The sequence below is a fragment of the Pseudoalteromonas sp. SR41-7 genome (assembly GCF_014163935.1).
Lineage (GTDB): Bacteria > Pseudomonadota > Gammaproteobacteria > Enterobacterales > Alteromonadaceae > Pseudoalteromonas > Pseudoalteromonas distincta.
Genome location: NZ_JACJEF010000009.1, coordinates 80,929 through 98,652 on the forward strand (window position 1 = coordinate 80,929; position 17,724 = coordinate 98,652).

The following is a 17,724-nucleotide window of genomic DNA, read 5'->3' on the forward strand; positions in this document are numbered from 1 at the left end:
GTGTACGTTTAGTATTAATGCGTAATTAAAATAAAACCCCTGTAAGTATTTTACCTACAGGGGTTTTATTTTAGTTTTTAAGCGTGGTCATTCAGCAGAAAGTGCTTGTTTAAATACATTTTTAAAGCGTTCGAAATCTTCAATGTGCGGCAAGTGCCCTAAATTATCCAGTTCAAATAATTGTGCGTCAGGGATAAGTGTGGCAGCGTGTTTGCCTAATTTATCATATCGACCAAGCTCGTAATCAACACCGTCTTTTTTCCAGTTACGGCCAGGGCCGGTTCTATCGCGTGTACCAATAATTAATTTAACCGGTACAGTTAAATCTTTAAATTCGGTTATTACAGGTTGAGTGAAAATCATATCGTATGTTTTTGCATTTACCCATGCCATTTGTTCTTTATCCGGGCCTTGTATTTGCCCTGTTATAAAGTCGGTTAAGGCTGAATATGTGGCATTCCACTTACCATCGTAGTAATTTTTTTGTTGGTATTTTCTTACGCCTTCTGGCGTTTTTGAAAATTCGTTTTTATAGAAAAAATTTGTATCTTTGTAATCAACATACTGCAGGTAGTTTTCAAGCCCAATAGGGTTAAGTAAAATTAATTTACTAGTTGTGTTTGGGTACATTAGTGCAAAACGACTCGCTAGCATCCCACCCATAGAGTGCCCTAATACAATTGACTCTTTTATATTAAGTGAGTCCATTAACGCATGAGTATGATGAGCAAGAGCCGCAAATGAATACTGGTAATTAGTTGGTTTAGATGATTTTCCAAAACCAATTTGATCAGGAATTAATACGCCGTAGCCTAAAGATTGCAGGTATTGCGCAGTGGTAGTCCAGTAATCTGCATTAAAATTTTTGCCGTGCATAAGCGTCACTGTAGGCATGCCGGATTTGGTAGGCTTTAAGTAAATATAGGCCATTTTAAGGGACTGTTTTTGTGACTCAATGTTAAAGTAATTTACTTTAAAGTCGTACTGATAACTGCTTAAAAGTGCATCATAAGAAAGTGAAGAGGTATCTTGCGTTGTGCTCGCTAATGCATTGTTTGTTAATAACAATAAAGTAGAAAAGCAAATAACTTTAATCGACGACATTTGGTTACTCCAATTAAGGACAAATAATATGAGCTCTAATATATAAAACTCAGAATAATTCATTATAGTAACCAAACATTAAGTACTATTCAATTGAGGCTTTGTCATGCTCAACGTTGTTTAATTTGGAGATGAAAAAAGCGAAGCTAAAAGAGAGCTTCGCTTATTAATGTAGAGTAAAACGAGTATCGTTAAAGCTTAAAACGTCCACTCAATATGGATTTGTGACACTGACTCAGTGACTTCAGTACCTAGTTTATTGTGCCAGTATTGTAATTCCATACCCAACAGTAGTGTGTTTTCTTTCATTTGAAGAGCGTGGCCCATATCCCATACTAAAATAGGCTGTGCGAGTATCCACGCCTCTACATCGTTACCAAATTCATCTTCACGTTCTGCAATGTATTCAGCGTGGCCTTTAAAGCTAAATTTTTGTGAGCCAATAGTGAAAGGGTATTCAAAGGCAACATCAAGCATCCAGCTATTTGTTTCAATAGGAGCCCCGCCTTTTGCTACACCTTCACTATCGTCAATGTAAGCTGTGAATAGCGTTTGAAAAAAGTTAAACCCAGGTACATCCCAGCTTAATTTAACACCAGGCAAGTATTTCATTACTTTAGCGTCGCCAGCAACGTTAATACCACCGGTAAGGCCCACATCTAATAATGCGCCTGCGCCAATTTTTTCGCCGCTAATGGCCGATAAGCTTACCGTTGAATACCACTCACCATAAAAATCAGCATCTTGGTAACCATCATCGGTATCGTCTTTACTGTAATCGATAAAAAAGAAGTTATCGCCGTAATCGTAACCCGATGCATGTTGAACCGAGTAAACAGTGGTGTTTGACTCTTGCTCAGTGAATGGGTTTTTTTGGTCGCCATTATTAATATGTAGTGCTGTGCTGCTCCAATTAGCCGCAAAAGCAGAAGACGATAAAGCAATTGATGTAAAAGTAACGAGAGGAAGTAATTTTTTAAATTTCATATCTGTATTTAACTATAATTTTAGTGACACGCGAAGGCGCGCATTATAGCAAAAGTGATTGATATGTAGAGTATTATTTTAACATATGTTGCAGCTTACTTATTAAGCTGCAACATAGTGTCGATGTTTAAACTATGCTTTATTACGGCGTAAGCAAATAACTGCAATGGCTGTAAATGCTAAAATAAAGCAGTAATAAGAAGACGTTGATACTTCCCACGGGCTAATTTTAAACGTAGCACCTAATAACAATGCTTGGGCACCGTATGGCAATGAACCCTGTGTAACACAGGCAAATATATCAAGTAAACTGGCAGAGCGTTTAGAGCTTATTTCACCGTCATCTGCTAGCTTTTTAGCAATAGGACCCGCGACAATAATAGACACTGTGTTATTAGCAATACATACATTACTTGTTAAAACTAACGCAGCGATACCTAATTGATCTGCCACTTTACGGTGCCATTTTGCAATGATTTTAGTAATCGCTTGAATTTTTTGTGCAATGTAATCAAGACCACCGTTAATACGAATAAATTCAGATAAGCCACCAATAAACATAGAAAGTAAAAATATTTCCTGCATATCAGTAAAGCCTTTGTAAATGTCTTTTACAAAGCTTGCGCCTTCGTAACTTCCTGTAAAGCCCATTAATGCGGCAAAAATAATACCGCTAAACAACACTACAAATACGTTCAAGCCAGCAACTGCTAACACTAAAATAAAGGCATAAGGAAGTACTAACCAAATATCATAGTCTTTAGTTTCAACTACTTGTGCAGCAGGTGTTAAATAAAACAACAGGGCGATTGTTAGAATGGCTGCAGGGACTGCAATTTTAAGATTTTCTTTAAACTTGTCTTTCATTTCACAGCCCTGCGTGCGCGTAGCTGCAATAGTGGTGTCTGAAATAATAGATAAGTTATCGCCAAACATAGCGCCAGATACAATCGTACCGGCCATTAATGCTGGATCTATACCCGTTTTAATTGATACCGCATAAGCGATAGGGCCAATGGCGCCAATCGTACCCATTGACGTTCCCATTGCAGTAGAAACAACGGCCGCAATTAAAAACAAACCAGGGAGCAATAACGAAGGTGGAATAAGCGATAAGCCTGCATTTACTACCGCATCTACACCACCGGTTGCACTTGCCACAGCCGAAAAAGCACCTGCAAGTAAGTAGATTAAACACATGGTAATAATATTGTTGTGTCCGGCACCTTTAATAAAGGTCTCTACACATTGGTTTACCGTGCCTTTATTTAAAATAAACGCAAGCATGATGGCGGGCAATATAGCAACAGGTGCAGGTAGTTGGTAAAAAGCATAATCAACCCCTTGCGATTGCAAATACAAACCTGAGCCTAAAAATAGCGCTACAAAGGTAAGTAGGGGAAGTAAAGAAAGTATTGCTTTGTTTTTATTAAATGATGGCTGCATCATAATCCTCATAACCAGTAAAATTTATCACAGCCAAAACTCCTCTTTTAGCTGAATTTAGCAGTACAACTTTTTATTTTAAAAAGTTGTTAGCCGCAGCGTCCGCAAGCCAAAGACCAAATCGACGCGAAAGAGAAGTTTAAATGTATAGATGGCTAAAGTAAACTGGTATTGTTATTATTATTAAATTAAAAGGTCACCTGACTATTGCATGACTTTTAGATAATATCTATAAAGCAACGCGATTTTCAGCGATTAATATTTATCCAACTGCATAAAAATACCCACCTGCGTATTTTTATGCCCGGATATATGGCTAATAAACGGATTCAAATTAAATTAGGTAAAAACCATGACTACAAATCGAATAGGTGTTTTTGGTGCTAACGGCAGAATGGGCTTAGCCCTATTAGAAGCCGCGACAATTAAAGAGCAAACACAACTTACAGGCGCATATGTTCGTAGTGGTTCATCGCTATTAGGCATTAATGTAAATCAAGTAAATAGCGCAGCCGATAACAGTGTTAGCTTTAGCGACGAAAGTACAATAGATGATGTAGATGTTTTAATCGACTTTACGCTGCCAGCGGGTATGAAAAACCATTTAAAAACAGCTGTTGCACAAAAAATTCCTATGGTGATTGGCACAACAGGTTTAACAAATGATGATATGGCGCTATTACACGATGCCGCTAAACATATCCCTATTGTATTTGCGCGAAATTACAGCGTAGGTGTCAATGTATTACTTAACCTTGTGCAAACTGCAGCGACTAAATTTGGTGACGATTTAGATATCGAAATATTTGAAGCGCATCACCGTCATAAAATAGATGCACCATCAGGTACTGCACTGGCAATAGGTGAGTCAATCGCGCAAGCGAAAGGCTGGGATCACGACGAGGTTGCGGTATATGACCGAAGCCAAGTAGAAACAGCGAAATCTCAAAATGAGATTGGTTATTCTGTCCTAAGAGGGGGCGATATAGTAGGTGAACATACCGCATACTTCGCTACAATGGGCGAAAGGCTTGAATTAACACATAAAGCAAGTTCGAGAATGACGTTCGCTCTAGGTGCTATAAGGGCTGCAAGCTGGTTAAAAAACAAACCTGCTGGACTTTATGATATGCAAGATGTGCTAGATCTTAAGTAGTTTAGTTACTATTTTAACTGTTTGGGTCTAATTTCACCTACAGTGACTTATTTGTAACAATTAACCAAATAATGTTAGACCTAAATAGCAACTTCATGTAATATGCAGCCAATTTGCCAAAAATTACTAAATGCGTGTTTCCAATTATACCCAAGTGGCTAGTAAATCCAGGGTTTCAGTGGGAATGAAAATAGTTTTAGGCAAGAAAAATGATTGAAGGTTGAATGCTTTACATCTGCATCATTTAAGACTGCGTAAAACAATTTAAGCTCACAAAAATCTGGTTTTGACGATCCCTCTGGGTATTGGCGGGGTGTTAAGCAATTGCTTACTCCCGTTTTTTACTGTTAGGAGGTTTAACTTGACTAAATCCGCTCTGTTAGTCCTAGAAGACGGCACAGTGTTTCGCGGTACTGCAATCGGCGCTGACGGCATGTCAGTCGGTGAAGTGGTATTCAATACGTCTATGACTGGTTATCAAGAAATTTTGACTGATCCATCATACGCGGAACAAATCGTAACTTTGACGTACCCACATATCGGTAATACGGGTACCAACAGCGAAGACGAAGAAGCGAATCAAATTTGGGCTAAAGGCCTAGTGATCCGTGATTTGCCACTGCTAGCAAGTAACTTTCGTAACGAGCAATCGTTAGATGATTACTTAAAAGAACGTAATATTTTAGGTATTGCGGACATCGACACCAGAAAGCTAACTCGAATTTTGCGTGATAAAGGCGCACAAAACGGGTGTATTGTTGCCGGTGACGAGCTAGACGAAAATAAAGCGTTACAAGCCGCGCAAGCCTTCCCAGGTTTAAAAGGTATGGATTTAGCAAAAGTTGTCTCAACCAAGGAAAATTTTGAGTGGCGCGAATCAAGCTGGACATTAGGTGAAGGATTTAAAACCCTTGACGCTGCTGATGAAAAGTTTCATGTTGTTGCCTACGACTTCGGTGTAAAACGTAATATTTTACGTATGCTTGTAGACCGTGGTTGTAAACTTACAGTAGTACCAGCGCAAACTTCTGCCGCTGACGTACTTGCTTTAAACCCTGATGGTATCTTCTTATCTAATGGCCCTGGTGATCCTGAGCCATGTACTTACGCTATTGAAGCCATTCAAGCCTTTTTAGAAACCGACACACCTATTTTTGGTATCTGTTTAGGTCATCAGTTATTAGCCCTTGCCTCAGGTGCTAAAACAGAAAAAATGAAATTTGGCCACCACGGTGGTAACCACCCAGTTAAAGACCTAGACCGTAATGTAGTTATGATCACAGCTCAAAACCATGGTTTTGCAGCTCAAGAATCAAGCCTACCAAGTACGCTTCGTGCCACGCATAAATCGTTATTTGATGGAACGCTTCAAGGTATTCATCGTACTGATAAGCCTGCGTTTAGCTTCCAGGGTCACCCTGAAGCAAGTCCAGGTCCACACGATGCAGCACCATTATTTGACCACTTCATCGATTTGATGCAAGCGCGTAAACACTAATTTAACTGGAGTAATAATGCCAAAACGTACCGACATAAAAAGCATTCTTATCTTAGGCGCAGGCCCAATTGTAATTGGTCAAGCTTGTGAATTTGACTACTCTGGTGCTCAAGCGTGTAAAGCACTTAGAGAAGAAGGCTATAGAGTTATATTAGTTAACTCAAACCCTGCAACTATCATGACCGATCCTGAAATGGCCGATGCTACCTACATCGAACCAATTCACTGGGAAGTGGTAGAAAAAATTATTGAAAAAGAAAAGCCAGATGCAGTACTGCCTACAATGGGTGGTCAAACAGCATTAAACTGTGCACTTGATTTAGACAAGCACGGTGTATTGGCTAAGCACGGCGTTGAGCTAATTGGCGCAACGGCGGATGCAATCGACAAAGCAGAAAACCGTGAACGCTTTGACGTAGCAATGAAAAACATTGGCCTTGAATGTCCTCGTGCTGAAATTGCTCACTCAATGGAAGAAGCTAAAGATACAATGAGCCGAATTGGCTTACCATGTATCATTCGTCCTTCTTTCACCATGGGTGGCACCGGTGGCGGTGTTGCTTACAACATGGAAGAGTTTGAAGAAATTTGTGAGCGCGGTTTAGACTTATCGCCAACAAACGAATTATTGATTGATGAATCACTGATTGGTTGGAAAGAGTACGAAACAGAAGTTGTACGTGATAAAAACGATAACTGTATTATTGTTTGTACCATTGAAAACTTTGACCCTATGGGTGTTCACACTGGCGATTCAATCACCGTTGCACCAGCGCAAACGCTAACCGACAAAGAATACCAAATTATGCGTAACGCCTCTATGGCGGTATTACGTGAAATTGGTGTAGAAACTGGCGGTTCTAACGTGCAGTTTGGTATTAATCCTGAAGATGGCCGTATGGTTATCATTGAGATGAACCCACGCGTATCACGTTCATCTGCACTTGCATCAAAAGCAACGGGTTTCCCAATTGCTAAAATTGCTGCAAAGCTAGCAGTAGGTTATACGCTTGATGAACTTCAAAACGATATTACTGGCGGTAAAACTCCAGCATCTTTTGAGCCTTCAATCGATTACGTTGTAACAAAAATTCCTCGCTTTAACTTTGAAAAATTTGCCGGTGCTAACGATCGCTTAACTACGCAAATGAAATCAGTTGGCGAAGTAATGGCGATTGGTCGTAACCAACAAGAATCATTACACAAAGCATTACGTGGTCTTGAAGTGGGCGCAACAGGTTTTAACCCAATAGTTGCACTTGATGACCCTAAAGCTAAAGAAAAAATCATCCGCGAATTACGTGAGCCAGGTGCTGAGCGTATCTGGTACATTGCCGATGCAATGCGCCATGGTATGAGCGTTGATGATGTTTATGAGCTGACTAAAGTTAATCGCTGGTTCTTAGTACAAATAGAAGATATTTTAAAAGACGAAGCAAAAATTGGTGAAGTAGGTATGGCTGGTTTAAATGCCGACTTCCTACGTAAACTTAAACGCAAAGGTTTCGCAGATCCACGTATAGCTGAAATTGCTGGTGTATCTGAAGCTGAAATTCGTAAAAAACGTCACCTATTAAACATCGTGCCAGTATACAAGCGTGTTGATACGTGCGCCGCAGAATTTAGCTCAGACACAGCTTACATGTACTCATCTTACGATGAAGAGTGTGAAGCAAACCCAACAGATAAAGACAAAATCATGGTTATTGGTGGCGGTCCTAACCGTATCGGTCAAGGTATTGAATTTGATTACTGTTGTGTACATGCCTCGCTTGCGCTTCGCGAAGACGGTTATGAAACAATTATGGTTAACTGTAACCCTGAAACGGTTTCTACCGATTACGATACATCTGATAGACTATACTTTGAGCCAATTACACTTGAAGACGTACTCGAAATCGTACGTGTTGAAAAGCCAAAAGGCGTTATCGTGCAGTACGGTGGTCAAACACCACTTAAATTAGCGCGTGAGCTTGAAGCGAATGGCGTTCCAGTAACAGGTACTTCACCTGATGCGATTGACCGTGCAGAAGACCGCGAACGTTTCCAACAACTTGTTGAGCGTTTGAACTTACTTCAGCCAGAAAATGCAACAGTAACTTCAACTGAAGAAGCACTACTTAAATCAGTCGAAATTGGTTTTCCACTAGTTGTACGTCCGTCGTATGTACTAGGTGGTCGTGCAATGGAAATTGTATACGATGAAGACGATTTACGTCGCTACATGACCGAAGCTGTATCTGCATCAAACGAAGCACCTGTATTACTGGACCGTTTCTTAGATAACGCAATTGAAGTTGACGTTGACGCAATTTGCGACGGTGAGCAAGTAATTATTGGCGGTATCATGGAGCACATTGAGCAAGCCGGTGTTCACTCTGGTGACTCAGCATGTTCATTACCAGCACATTCTTTATCGCAAGAAGTGCAAGATGTAATGCGCAAGCAAGTAACCGATATGGCGCTTGAGCTTGGTGTTGTTGGCTTAATGAATACACAGTTTGCTGTAAAAGATGGCAAAGTGTACTTAATTGAAGTTAACCCGCGTGCCGCACGTACTGTACCGTTTGTATCAAAAGCAACCGGTGTAGCGCTTGCAAAAGTGGCGGCTCGTTGTATGGCGGGTCAGTCTTTGGCAAGCCAAGGTATTACTAAAGAAGTGATCCCTCCTTATTACAGCGTTAAAGAAGTTGTTTTACCATTTGCTAAGTTTCAGGGTGTGGATCCAATTCGTGGCCCTGAGATGCGCTCAACGGGTGAAGTGATGGGTGTTGGTGATACTTTCGCCGAAGCATTCGCAAAAGCACAATTAGGTGCAAGCAACACTTTACCACGCGGTGGTCGCGCGTTATTATCTGTTCGTAATAGCGATAAGCCACGCATTGTTGAATTAGCCAAGATTATGACCGACTTAGGTTTTGAACTTGACGCAACGGGTGGCACGGCACAAGCTCTTGAAGAAGCTGGCATTGAAGTACGACGTGTAAACAAAGTATATGAAGGCCGCCCGCATATTCTTGATTATATCAAGAATAAAGAGTACAGCTATATCGTTAATACCACCGAAGGTCGCCAAGCGATCGAAGATTCGAAGGTGTTACGTCGTGGTGCATTGCAAAATAAAACCAACTATACGACAACCTTGAACGCGGCTTTTGCTAACTGTACTGCTAACAAAGCAGATGACCGTAGTAAAGTAACGTCAGTTCAAGAGCTACACCTGCGATTGAACTAAGGAAATGTGCCAAGGCCAACTAGGGCCTTGGTGTTAAGTGAGAAAAGTATGCAATCAATTCCGATGACAGTTCGTGGCGCAGATTTACTGCGCAAAGAGCTTAACGAATTAAAAACAGTTACCCGTCCAAAAATTATCGCCGACATTGCTGTTGCGCGTGAACACGGTGACTTAAAAGAAAACGCTGAGTACCACGCTGCACGTGAGCAACAGGGTTTTTGTGAAGGTCGTATTCAAGAAATTGAAGCTAAACTTTCAAATGTTCAGATAATCGACGTAACTAAAATGCCAAATACGGGCAAAGTTATTTTTGGTACTACCGTAACTATAGTAAATGTAGATACGGATGCTGAAGTAAAATACCGTATTGTAGGCGATGATGAAGCAGATATTAAAAACAACTTAATTTCTGTTAATTCACCGATTGCACGTGGCTTAATTGGTAAACAAGTAGACGATGCAGTGTCTATCCAAACGCCAAAAGGTATCGTTGAGTACGAAATCATTGAAGTTGAGTATCTTTAACGCATAACTCACTTTAACGTTTTAAATAAAAACCGATGTATTTACATCGGTTTTTTTATGCCTTAAATAAATCACTATACTGATAAGGGTGTTCATATTGCATAAAGAGTGAGCATGATGATATAGGTACATAATCACTTCATTAAAAGGAACACTCAATGGCTAATATACTTTACCCAGCGCCTTTAAAAGTAGGCTCTAAAATTGCTATTTGCTCGCTTTCATCTGGGCTAAAAGAAAAGTATCACGGACGCTTAGATATTGTTATAAATGGACTACAACAACGAGGGTATAATGTTGTTGAAGGCGAGTTTTTACGTCAAAACAAACCACGTGAACAGCTTAATGCTAAAGCGCATGCTAAGCAGCTAATGGGTTTTTTATTAGATGATGAAATAGATGCGATTATGCCGCCAATGGGTGGTGAGCTGGCAATGGAAATACTGCCACTACTTGATTTTAACGCCATTAAAGAAGCAAAGCCTAAGTGGTTAGTTGGTTTTTCTGATGTGAGTACTATTGCATGTGCACTCACTGCTAAGTGCCAATGGGCAACCCTCCACAGCGCCAATCTTATGCAGTTACACCCAGATGAAAAAAATCCGTACAGCTTACAAATATTTGAAACTCTGACCTACGAAGCCGGTAGTAAGTTTGAGCAAGGTCCTTCTTCTTTATACCAAAAAAATAAGCCTAATTACGCGCAAAACCCGAACGAATTACTCAGCCCGAGTGAGCCCACAAACTGGCAATGTTTAAACTACACAGATAAACGTACCATAGAAATGTCTGGTCGGTTATTTGGTGGGTGTTTAGATACCGTAGGTTTATTGCTCGACTCGCCATTTTTAGCGCTGCATGAGTTTAAAAAGGACAGTGCGCCCGAAGGGCTTATTTTATACCTCGAAAACTCAGAACTTACACCAACAACCGTTGCACGATTTTTACTGTCATTAAAATTAGCCGGAATATTTGATGATATCAATGGATTGGTTTTAGGGAGAAGTGAAATAACACAAGGTCATTACGATGCCTTTGATTATCGCCATGCATTAGATGTAGCGCTAGGTGGGTGTTTATTTCCTGTAATTTTTGATGCCGATATAGGGCACGTTCAACCTAACTTAAATTTGGTCAATGGTGCTACCTGTACGCTAGTTGCTGATATAAACGAAGGTATAGTAGATCGCGCATCGTTAAATATTCAACTTTCGTAGTTTTTATTGTATTTAGTTTTGAAAAACAAATAAATACAAGCGTATAATATGCCTACAGTAAGTGCTAATGCTTACTGTAAATTCTCAGGGCGGGGTGAAATTCCCCACCGGCGGTATGTTTAATGTTTTTTATGACTTAAACGAGCCCGCGAGCGCTTTATTTAACTTATTTTAGGTTAAGTAAAGGTCAAGCAGATCTGGTGAGATGCCAGAGCCGACGGTTACAGTCCGGATGAAAGAGAATATGGCTTATTATACTAAAACCAATTTTATTAAAGACATGATCCTTGTATCGCGTTAAGTGAGCTATTTTTCTTTGCGCTATAATTAGTCACTAATTTAATGTTATTGGTATAACAGTGTGCGCTGCATTTTGCTGCGTGCTTTTTGTTATTCTATTTAAGCTATTTTTGTAGTGATCGCTTTAAATTTAAGTGATGTATTACTGATCCTTTCACAGTCCTGAATCTATTATTTTTATTTGGAATATAATGATGATTCAGTCTCTACTTACTCAATTCGGCGAAAGCCATACCCGCGTACAAAGCGCAATCACTGCACTACAGCAAGGCCAAGGCGTACTTGTTGTTGATGATGAAAACCGTGAAAATGAAGGCGACTTTGTTTTTTCAGCTGAGCATTTAACGACTTCTCAAATGGCCGAAATGATCCGCGAAGGCAGCGGTATTGTTTGTTTATGCATGGGGGATGAGCGCATTAAACAGCTCGACTTACCGCAAATGGTAGCTAAGAATACGAGTCAAAATAACACCGCTTATACAGTCACTATTGAAGCTAAGCATGGCGTAACAACAGGTGTGTCTGCTGCTGATAGAGTAACTACTATAAAAGCAGCGACAGCGGATAATGCAAAACCAAGTGATTTATCGCGCCCAGGGCATGTATTTGGTTTAAAAGCACAAACGGGTGGCGTATTAGTGCGTCGCGGTCATACCGAAGCATCCGTTGATTTAATGCAACTTGCCGGCTTAAAACCATTTGGCGTAATTTGCGAACTAACAAATCCTGATGGCTCAATGGCGCGCTTACCTGAGGTGAGTGATTATGCTAATAAACATAGTATGACCGTGGTTTCTATTGAAGATTTAGTGCAATACATTCAGGCTGCACAGCGCAAAGTAAGTTAAACTGCTTTAAAGCAAAAAAACCACTTATTTAAATAAGTGGTTTTTTAATATTGTTATCATTTAAGTTTATAACGTATTACTTATAAAACCTGAATAACTTGCTCTTTTGCTAAGCGAGATTTAGGTAATTTAGCATTATAATCTTCAGCGCTATCATGATAGCCAAGTACTAATGCGACGTCGCATACGTAACCATCAAGTTCTTTTTCAAAGACTTCGCCAATCAGCTCGGCATCTACGCCTTCCATTGGGGTTGAATCAATGCCTAAACGTGCAGCGGCATGCATAGTGTTACCCAGTGCAATGTAAGTTTGTGCTTTAGTCCACTCTTCATTAACGCCTAGCTCATCAGTATTCATATCAACAAACGCATAAGCACCAAAAGCTTGTTCGCGATTTTCTGCTTTAGTACGGCCATTTTTAATATCTGCATCAATAACTTGTGCGTAGTCATCGCGGGTATATTTAGGATTGTGAGCGAACAATATTATATGCGAAGCTGTTTTAATATGTGGCTGGTTAAACGCAAATTTATTAGCAAATGTACTATGCATACGCTCTTTAGCCTCATCTGATTCAATTACGATGAATTTCCAAGGCTGCGAGTTAATAGATGATGGAGATAGGCGCATAGCTTCGTAAATAACGGCTAAATCGTCTTGAGATACACGTTTCGTTGCATCGTAACGTTTTGCTGTGTAACGCTTTTCTAAGTCATTAATAATAGGGTGAGTCATTAGTTTCTCCATTGAATAGGTGTTTTACCAGTATTTACTATGTTGAGTCAGTTTTAGTAAAAACAAACCCTTTTAAAAATTTATTACAAAAATAATATCGTGTTTTTAAATCACTCTACTTATTTAATTCAATTGATATCTACGTAAAGTAAGGCCTATCAATATAGCTAGGTACGGATAGTAGTGGGTTATTACAATATGATAAACAGGTATATGGTTGAATCATTATCAAATATTATTAGGTAATAGTTTCTTTAATAAATATAAATACAGCCATAGCCACCCCGAAATATTGGCTGAAGACACCAATTACATTGGCGCCTTCAATTAATTCAGGCAGCGCGTATTTAGTATTTATGGAATTAAAAATCTTCCAACACTATTTTTCCAATAGAGCGACCTTCTTCAAGTTCTGCGTGTGCAATACGCAGGTTAGCCGCATTTATAACGCCTAAATTTTTACCAATCGTTGTTTGAATATGGCCCTGATCAATTAACTCAGCAACATGATTTAATAACTTGCTTTGCTCAATTAAATCTTTGGCATTAAACATTGAGCGGGCAAACATAAATTCCCAATGTAGCGATAAGCTCTTCATTTTTAATTTACTAACATCTAATGACTCAGGATCGTCAATCATTGCAATTTTACCAAAGGGTGCAAGTACCTCTGTATACGCTTCAAAATAAGTATCAGTACTGTGCAGACTTGCTACATGTGTTACCGAGCCAATGTTTAATGCATCAATTTGAGCGGGTAATGGTTTTGTATGATCAACAACATAATCTGCGCCTAGTTTTTTAACCCATGCTTGTGAGCTTTCACGCGATGCAGTGGCAATCACAGTTGCGCCAGTAATCGCTTTAGCAAGCTGGATAAAAATAGAACCAACGCCGCCTGCGGCACCTGTTACTAAAATAACTTCGTCTGATTTTGTTGTTGAATCAGCTGCTTGTTTTACAATGTTTAAATGCTCAAATAATAATTCGTACGCTGTTATTGCAGTAAGGGGTAATGCAGCAGCTTCAGCATCGTTTAAGCTTTGTGGTTTGAACCCTACAATGCGCTCATCCACTAATTGAAATTCTGCATTACTACCTGGGCGGGTAATATCACCTGCGTAGTAAACAGCATCGCCAGGTTTAAATGCCGTTACAGCATCGCCGATGGCAACAACTTCACCAACAGCATCCCAACCAATAACTTTTATTTCACCATCAGCAGGGGGCATAGATGCACGCACTTTGTAATCTGCTGGGTTAACTGCAATAGCTTTAACTTTAATTAATAAATCACGACCTGTTGCAACTGGCTGTGGTAATTCAACATCAATTAACGATTCAGGGTTAGAAACAGGAAGAGATTTTTTATAACCAATGGCTTTCATAATAAGTGTCCTAATTTGTTTACATATAAGCTGCAAGCCATGCTTTGGCTAGCTGATGGATATATAGTAGACCTTGCTTTAATATAGATAAACCGCATAATTGTTGAATCATTATCAAATATAAATAGATAATATGAACATAGAAGATTTAAAACTTATTTTAAAAGTCGCTGAGTTTAGAAGTATTACGCTCGCAGCTGCTAAGTTAGATATGCGTACAGCTACAGCAAGCGCTGCTATTAAACGTGTTGAGGCAGCCCTTGGTAGTGAGCTATTTGTTCGGACAACACGTCATTTAAGGTTATCGGCTGCTGGGGAGCGCTACATACCACAATGTGAGCAGGCTTTAGCTGTACTTGAGCTTGCAAAGCAAAATCTAAAAGGTGAACACGACGAAATAGAAGGCGAGCTGCGTGTTGCCCTTTCATCTGACTTAGGCCGTAACTTAGTGATCCCATGGATTGATGAACTCATGGACACTTATCCAAAGCTAAGTTTAAGAACGCATATAAGTGATAGTAATATCGACTTTTACCGTGACTCAGTTGATATAGCGCTTCGTTATGGCTCGCCTAATGATGCTAGCGTTTATGGATTCAAAATTTGTAACGTACCGCGCTTGTTATGTGCAACTGACGAATATCTCTTACAAAACGGGGCTCCCATGCATCCCGATGATTTAGCGTCGCATCAAGGTTTGTTTTATCAGTTGCAGGATATTATAAATAATACGTGGGAATTCACCGATGGTGAGTCAAAATATAAAGTTAAAATGAATGGCAGGCGCGCCTCAAACGATGGCGATTTAGTAAGGCGCTGGTGCGTAGCTGGTAAAGGTTTGGCTGTAAAATCAGCCCTTGATATAGCCAATGATTTACTCAATGACAGGGTGGTTACTGTAATGCAAGATTATCAACATGTTAATGGTGAACTTTGGCTTATTTGCCCAAGTAGGCAGTCAATAACCCCAGCGGTGCGTTTACTACGTGATGCATGCAGAGCAAAATCCCAAGCTATTTTGCAGCAGTTGGTAAATAAAGGAATTATTGATAAAAGCGTACTGAGCTAATTTAGGAAGAGTTATGCAAGTTGATGATATTAGAGTTTTTATTCCCTGTAAAAGCTATGAACAATCTCAGCGCTTTTATAAAGCGCTTGGATTTAAGATTGAAGATGCTTCAAATGATTTATGTGTGTGTACCTTTGGCGAATGTACGTTCTTTTTACAGCGTTATTATAATAAAACGTTTGCTGAAAACTTAATGCTGCAACTTTGTGTGTTAAATATAGATGAAGCATACGAACTCATTAGTAACCTAAACGGTTTTGACATCCGGTTTGAGGGTATAAAACAAGAATCTTGGGGTAGCGTTATTTACTTATGGGGACCATCGGGTGAGCTTTGGCACGTAACTGAATTAAATTAAAAATAAAAAGGAATAAATATGAAATTTAATAAATATATATAATCATTTTGATGGCGGCCTTACTTGCTTCTTGTAGCTCGTTTATGAGTAACAATACAGGTAAAAATACACAATCTAGTAGCTTAATGGATTTTTTATATCCTGATCAACAAAGCCGTGCTACCTATAAACCTGAAATACCTGTTTTAAAACTCCCTGTTACCGTCGGAATTGCATTTGTACCGTCTAAAAACTGGCAGCCAGACGGGTTAGAGACCCAAAACCAAGTCGAATTACTCGAAAAAGTAAAAAAGTCATTTCTTCAATATGATTACATTGACCGCATTGAAGTTATACCAAGCACCTATTTAAAGGGTGGTGAAGGTTTTGCAACACTCGAGCAAGTAGGGCGACTTTACGATGTAGATTTAATCGCACTGGTTTCATATGATCAAATTACGCAATCGTATGAAAATAATGCAGCCTTACTTTATTGGACAATAGTGGGTATGTACGTTATTCCAGGTAATGAAAATACAATTCAAACCTTTGTGGATACAGCTGTTTTTGATATTAAAAGCAGAAAAATGCTATTTAGAGCACCAGGTATAAGTAAACTTGAAAAAAGAACAACAGCAATAGGTATTGATGAAACGTTATCTGAAAAGTCGGCAGAGGGCTTTAATCTAGCGGTTAGTGATATGAGTACTAATTTAGATGCAGAACTAGCAAGGTTTAAAACACGTGTTAAAGAAGAAAAAATTGCAAAAGTCGAAAATAAAGATGGCTCTAGTAGCGGTGGCTCTTTGAGTATTTATTTACTCGTTTTGTTGTCGTTATTAGTTATGCGTAGCAAAAAAATTTAAAGTTGATAAAAAACTAAGTATTTTTAATAATGCCACCGGCTTAGAGCTGGTGGCATTATTTTTTATTAGCTAACTTAGCTTTTTATTAAAAAACTCAACGGTACGTTGCCATGCAAGCTCGGCATTGTCTTTATCATAGCGACCTGTCGAGTCGTTATGAAAACCATGATTTGCCCCTTTATACATATGCATAGTGTATTCAACATTATTAGCTTTTAAATCTTGTTCGTACTGTGGCCACGACGCGTTTACACGTTTATCCAGCTCGCCTAATTGAATCATTAACGGTGCTTTAATATTTTTACGTAAACTTTCACTGGCGGGAGTGCCGTAAAAAGGCACGCCAGCGCTGATTAAATTACTATCTACTGCCGCTAAATAATTAACAATGTAGCCACCAAAACAAAAACCGACAGCGCCTAACTTACCGTTACTGTTAGCATGTGATTTTAAAAAGTGCGCTGCGGCAACAAAATCGTTTTGAATTTTAGCGCGATCCATGGTTTTTTGCATAGCGCGTCCTTCATCATCATTACCAGGGTAACCACCCAGAGGAAAAAGCGCATCGGGTGCAAATGCAATAAAGCCTACCTTCGCTAAGCGTCTTGCTACATCCTTTACGTACGGGTTCAAACCACGGTTTTCGTGTATCACGAGTACAACAGGGAGCTTACCTTCTATGTTTTTAGGGGTTGCTAAGTAACCTTTGCCTTTACCGTGCCCGTCTGGCGAATCGAATTCTTCGTATGTTGCTTTAATATCGTCGTCATTAAACGACACTTGTTCAGCCAATGCGTAATTAGGTAATAATGCTGATGTAAGTACAGCCATCGAAAAGCCAAGTGCAGCAAGGTCACCGAGTTTTTTCATAAAAGTACGTCGGTCCATTAAACCGTGGGCGTACTCGTCATACCAATCAAAGGCTTCTTGAGGAATGTGATCAGAGGGAGATGTATTCATGGCTGTTCCTTAATTTTATTATGTCTATTTATTATTTAAATACCATAACGT

Annotated in this window: 15 protein-coding genes and 1 riboswitch; of the genes, 9 read left to right on the forward strand and 6 right to left on the reverse strand. The window is 39.5% G+C overall.

From position 1 onward, the window contains the following. Positions 1 to 87: 87 nt before the first annotated feature. From H5092_RS13440 to H5092_RS13450, 3 genes are all read right to left on the reverse strand, one after another. A complete protein-coding gene (locus H5092_RS13440) occupies positions 88 to 1,104 on the reverse strand; it encodes an alpha/beta fold hydrolase (protein ID WP_182733694.1) in 1,017 nt (338 codons plus the stop codon). Between the two features lie 198 nt (positions 1,105 to 1,302). Continuing rightward, complete coding sequence (locus H5092_RS13445; RefSeq protein WP_182733695.1) at positions 1,303 to 2,091, reverse strand: nucleoside-binding protein; 789 nt, start codon at positions 2,089 to 2,091, stop codon at positions 1,303 to 1,305. Between the two features lie 132 nt (positions 2,092 to 2,223). Next, positions 2,224 to 3,537, reverse strand: a complete 1,314-nt coding sequence (locus H5092_RS13450; protein ID WP_182711679.1) for a Na+/H+ antiporter NhaC family protein — start codon at positions 3,535 to 3,537, stop codon at positions 2,224 to 2,226. Positions 3,538 to 3,889: 352 nt separating this feature from the next. On the opposite strand from H5092_RS13450, the gene dapB reads away from it, so the two are divergent. The 6 genes from dapB (at position 3,890) to ribB (ending at position 12,316) form a co-directional block, all read left to right on the forward strand. Continuing rightward, positions 3,890 to 4,693: a 4-hydroxy-tetrahydrodipicolinate reductase gene (gene dapB, locus H5092_RS13455; protein ID WP_004335398.1), complete on the forward strand. Its 804-nt coding sequence runs from the start codon at positions 3,890 to 3,892 to the stop codon at positions 4,691 to 4,693. A 361-nt stretch (positions 4,694 to 5,054) separates the two neighbouring features. Beyond that, a complete protein-coding gene (carA, locus tag H5092_RS13460) occupies positions 5,055 to 6,191 on the forward strand; it encodes a glutamine-hydrolyzing carbamoyl-phosphate synthase small subunit (protein ID WP_004335400.1) in 1,137 nt (378 codons plus the stop codon). A 16-nt stretch (positions 6,192 to 6,207) separates the two neighbouring features. Beyond that, positions 6,208 to 9,426: a carbamoyl-phosphate synthase large subunit gene (gene carB, locus H5092_RS13465; RefSeq protein ID WP_182733696.1), complete on the forward strand. Its 3,219-nt coding sequence runs from the start codon at positions 6,208 to 6,210 to the stop codon at positions 9,424 to 9,426. A 48-nt stretch (positions 9,427 to 9,474) separates the two neighbouring features. Continuing rightward, complete coding sequence (greA, locus tag H5092_RS13470) at positions 9,475 to 9,951, forward strand: transcription elongation factor GreA (RefSeq protein WP_004335404.1); 477 nt, start codon at positions 9,475 to 9,477, stop codon at positions 9,949 to 9,951. Between the two features lie 158 nt (positions 9,952 to 10,109). Then, complete coding sequence (locus H5092_RS13475) at positions 10,110 to 11,168, forward strand: S66 peptidase family protein (protein ID WP_182733697.1); 1,059 nt, start codon at positions 10,110 to 10,112, stop codon at positions 11,166 to 11,168. A 76-nt stretch (positions 11,169 to 11,244) separates the two neighbouring features. Next, positions 11,245 to 11,416: riboswitch (FMN riboswitch) on the forward strand. Between the two features lie 246 nt (positions 11,417 to 11,662). Further along, the gene (gene ribB, locus H5092_RS13480; RefSeq protein WP_182733742.1) at positions 11,663 to 12,316 is read left to right on the forward strand and encodes a 3,4-dihydroxy-2-butanone-4-phosphate synthase; all 654 of its coding nucleotides are present in this window, start codon (positions 11,663 to 11,665) and stop codon (positions 12,314 to 12,316) included. Between the two features lie 80 nt (positions 12,317 to 12,396). Here the strand turns inward: ribB and H5092_RS13485 are convergent, their stop codons facing one another. Beyond that, the gene (locus H5092_RS13485) at positions 12,397 to 13,053 is read right to left on the reverse strand and encodes a nitroreductase family protein (protein WP_182733698.1); all 657 of its coding nucleotides are present in this window, start codon (positions 13,051 to 13,053) and stop codon (positions 12,397 to 12,399) included. A gap of 362 nt (positions 13,054 to 13,415) precedes the next feature. Further along, entirely contained in the window at positions 13,416 to 14,441 is a 1,026-nt protein-coding gene (locus tag H5092_RS13490) for a zinc-binding alcohol dehydrogenase family protein (RefSeq protein WP_182733699.1), read from the reverse strand. A 133-nt stretch (positions 14,442 to 14,574) separates the two neighbouring features. Between H5092_RS13490 and H5092_RS13495 the strand changes: the two genes are divergently transcribed. The 3 genes from H5092_RS13495 to rhlP all read left to right on the forward strand — a co-directional run bounded on the left by H5092_RS13495 (position 14,575) and on the right by rhlP (position 16,713). Continuing rightward, on the forward strand, positions 14,575 to 15,510 hold the full coding sequence (locus tag H5092_RS13495) for a LysR family transcriptional regulator (RefSeq protein ID WP_182733700.1): 936 nt from the start codon (positions 14,575 to 14,577) through the stop codon (positions 15,508 to 15,510). A gap of 13 nt (positions 15,511 to 15,523) precedes the next feature. After that, complete coding sequence (locus tag H5092_RS13500) at positions 15,524 to 15,868, forward strand: lactoylglutathione lyase (protein WP_182715803.1); 345 nt, start codon at positions 15,524 to 15,526, stop codon at positions 15,866 to 15,868. Positions 15,869 to 15,951: 83 nt separating this feature from the next. Then, positions 15,952 to 16,713, forward strand: coding sequence for a rhombotarget lipoprotein (gene rhlP / locus H5092_RS13505; RefSeq protein WP_404936177.1), 762 nt, complete (start codon positions 15,952 to 15,954; stop codon positions 16,711 to 16,713). A gap of 69 nt (positions 16,714 to 16,782) precedes the next feature. On the opposite strand, the gene H5092_RS13510 is transcribed toward rhlP, so the two are convergent. Beyond that, positions 16,783 to 17,673, reverse strand: a complete 891-nt coding sequence (locus H5092_RS13510) for a dienelactone hydrolase family protein (RefSeq protein WP_182733702.1) — start codon at positions 17,671 to 17,673, stop codon at positions 16,783 to 16,785. Positions 17,674 to 17,724 lie beyond the last annotated feature (51 nt).

Excerpts from the sequence above, each read along its gene's own strand:
- H5092_RS13500 (WP_182715803.1), top strand. The coding sequence starts at position 15,524 with ATGCAAGTTGATGATATTAGAGTTTTTATTCCCTGTAAAAGCTATGAA.
- H5092_RS13495 (WP_182733700.1), top strand. The coding sequence starts at position 14,575 with ATGAACATAGAAGATTTAAAACTTATTTTAAAAGTCGCTGAGTTTAGA.
- H5092_RS13475 (WP_182733697.1), top strand. The coding sequence starts at position 10,110 with ATGGCTAATATACTTTACCCAGCGCCTTTAAAAGTAGGCTCTAAAATT.
- H5092_RS13440 (WP_182733694.1), bottom strand. The coding sequence starts at position 1,104 with ATGTCGTCGATTAAAGTTATTTGCTTTTCTACTTTATTGTTATTAACA.
- carB (WP_182733696.1), top strand. The coding sequence starts at position 6,208 with ATGCCAAAACGTACCGACATAAAAAGCATTCTTATCTTAGGCGCAGGC.
- greA (WP_004335404.1), top strand. The coding sequence starts at position 9,475 with ATGCAATCAATTCCGATGACAGTTCGTGGCGCAGATTTACTGCGCAAA.
- H5092_RS13485 (WP_182733698.1), bottom strand. The coding sequence starts at position 13,053 with ATGACTCACCCTATTATTAATGACTTAGAAAAGCGTTACACAGCAAAA.
- dapB (WP_004335398.1), top strand. The coding sequence starts at position 3,890 with ATGACTACAAATCGAATAGGTGTTTTTGGTGCTAACGGCAGAATGGGC.
- H5092_RS13450 (WP_182711679.1), bottom strand. The coding sequence starts at position 3,537 with ATGCAGCCATCATTTAATAAAAACAAAGCAATACTTTCTTTACTTCCC.
- ribB (WP_182733742.1), top strand. The coding sequence starts at position 11,663 with ATGATTCAGTCTCTACTTACTCAATTCGGCGAAAGCCATACCCGCGTA.
- H5092_RS13490 (WP_182733699.1), bottom strand. The coding sequence starts at position 14,441 with ATGAAAGCCATTGGTTATAAAAAATCTCTTCCTGTTTCTAACCCTGAA.
- H5092_RS13445 (WP_182733695.1), bottom strand. The coding sequence starts at position 2,091 with ATGAAATTTAAAAAATTACTTCCTCTCGTTACTTTTACATCAATTGCT.
- rhlP (WP_404936177.1), top strand. The coding sequence starts at position 15,952 with ATGAGTAACAATACAGGTAAAAATACACAATCTAGTAGCTTAATGGAT.
- H5092_RS13510 (WP_182733702.1), bottom strand. The coding sequence starts at position 17,673 with ATGAATACATCTCCCTCTGATCACATTCCTCAAGAAGCCTTTGATTGG.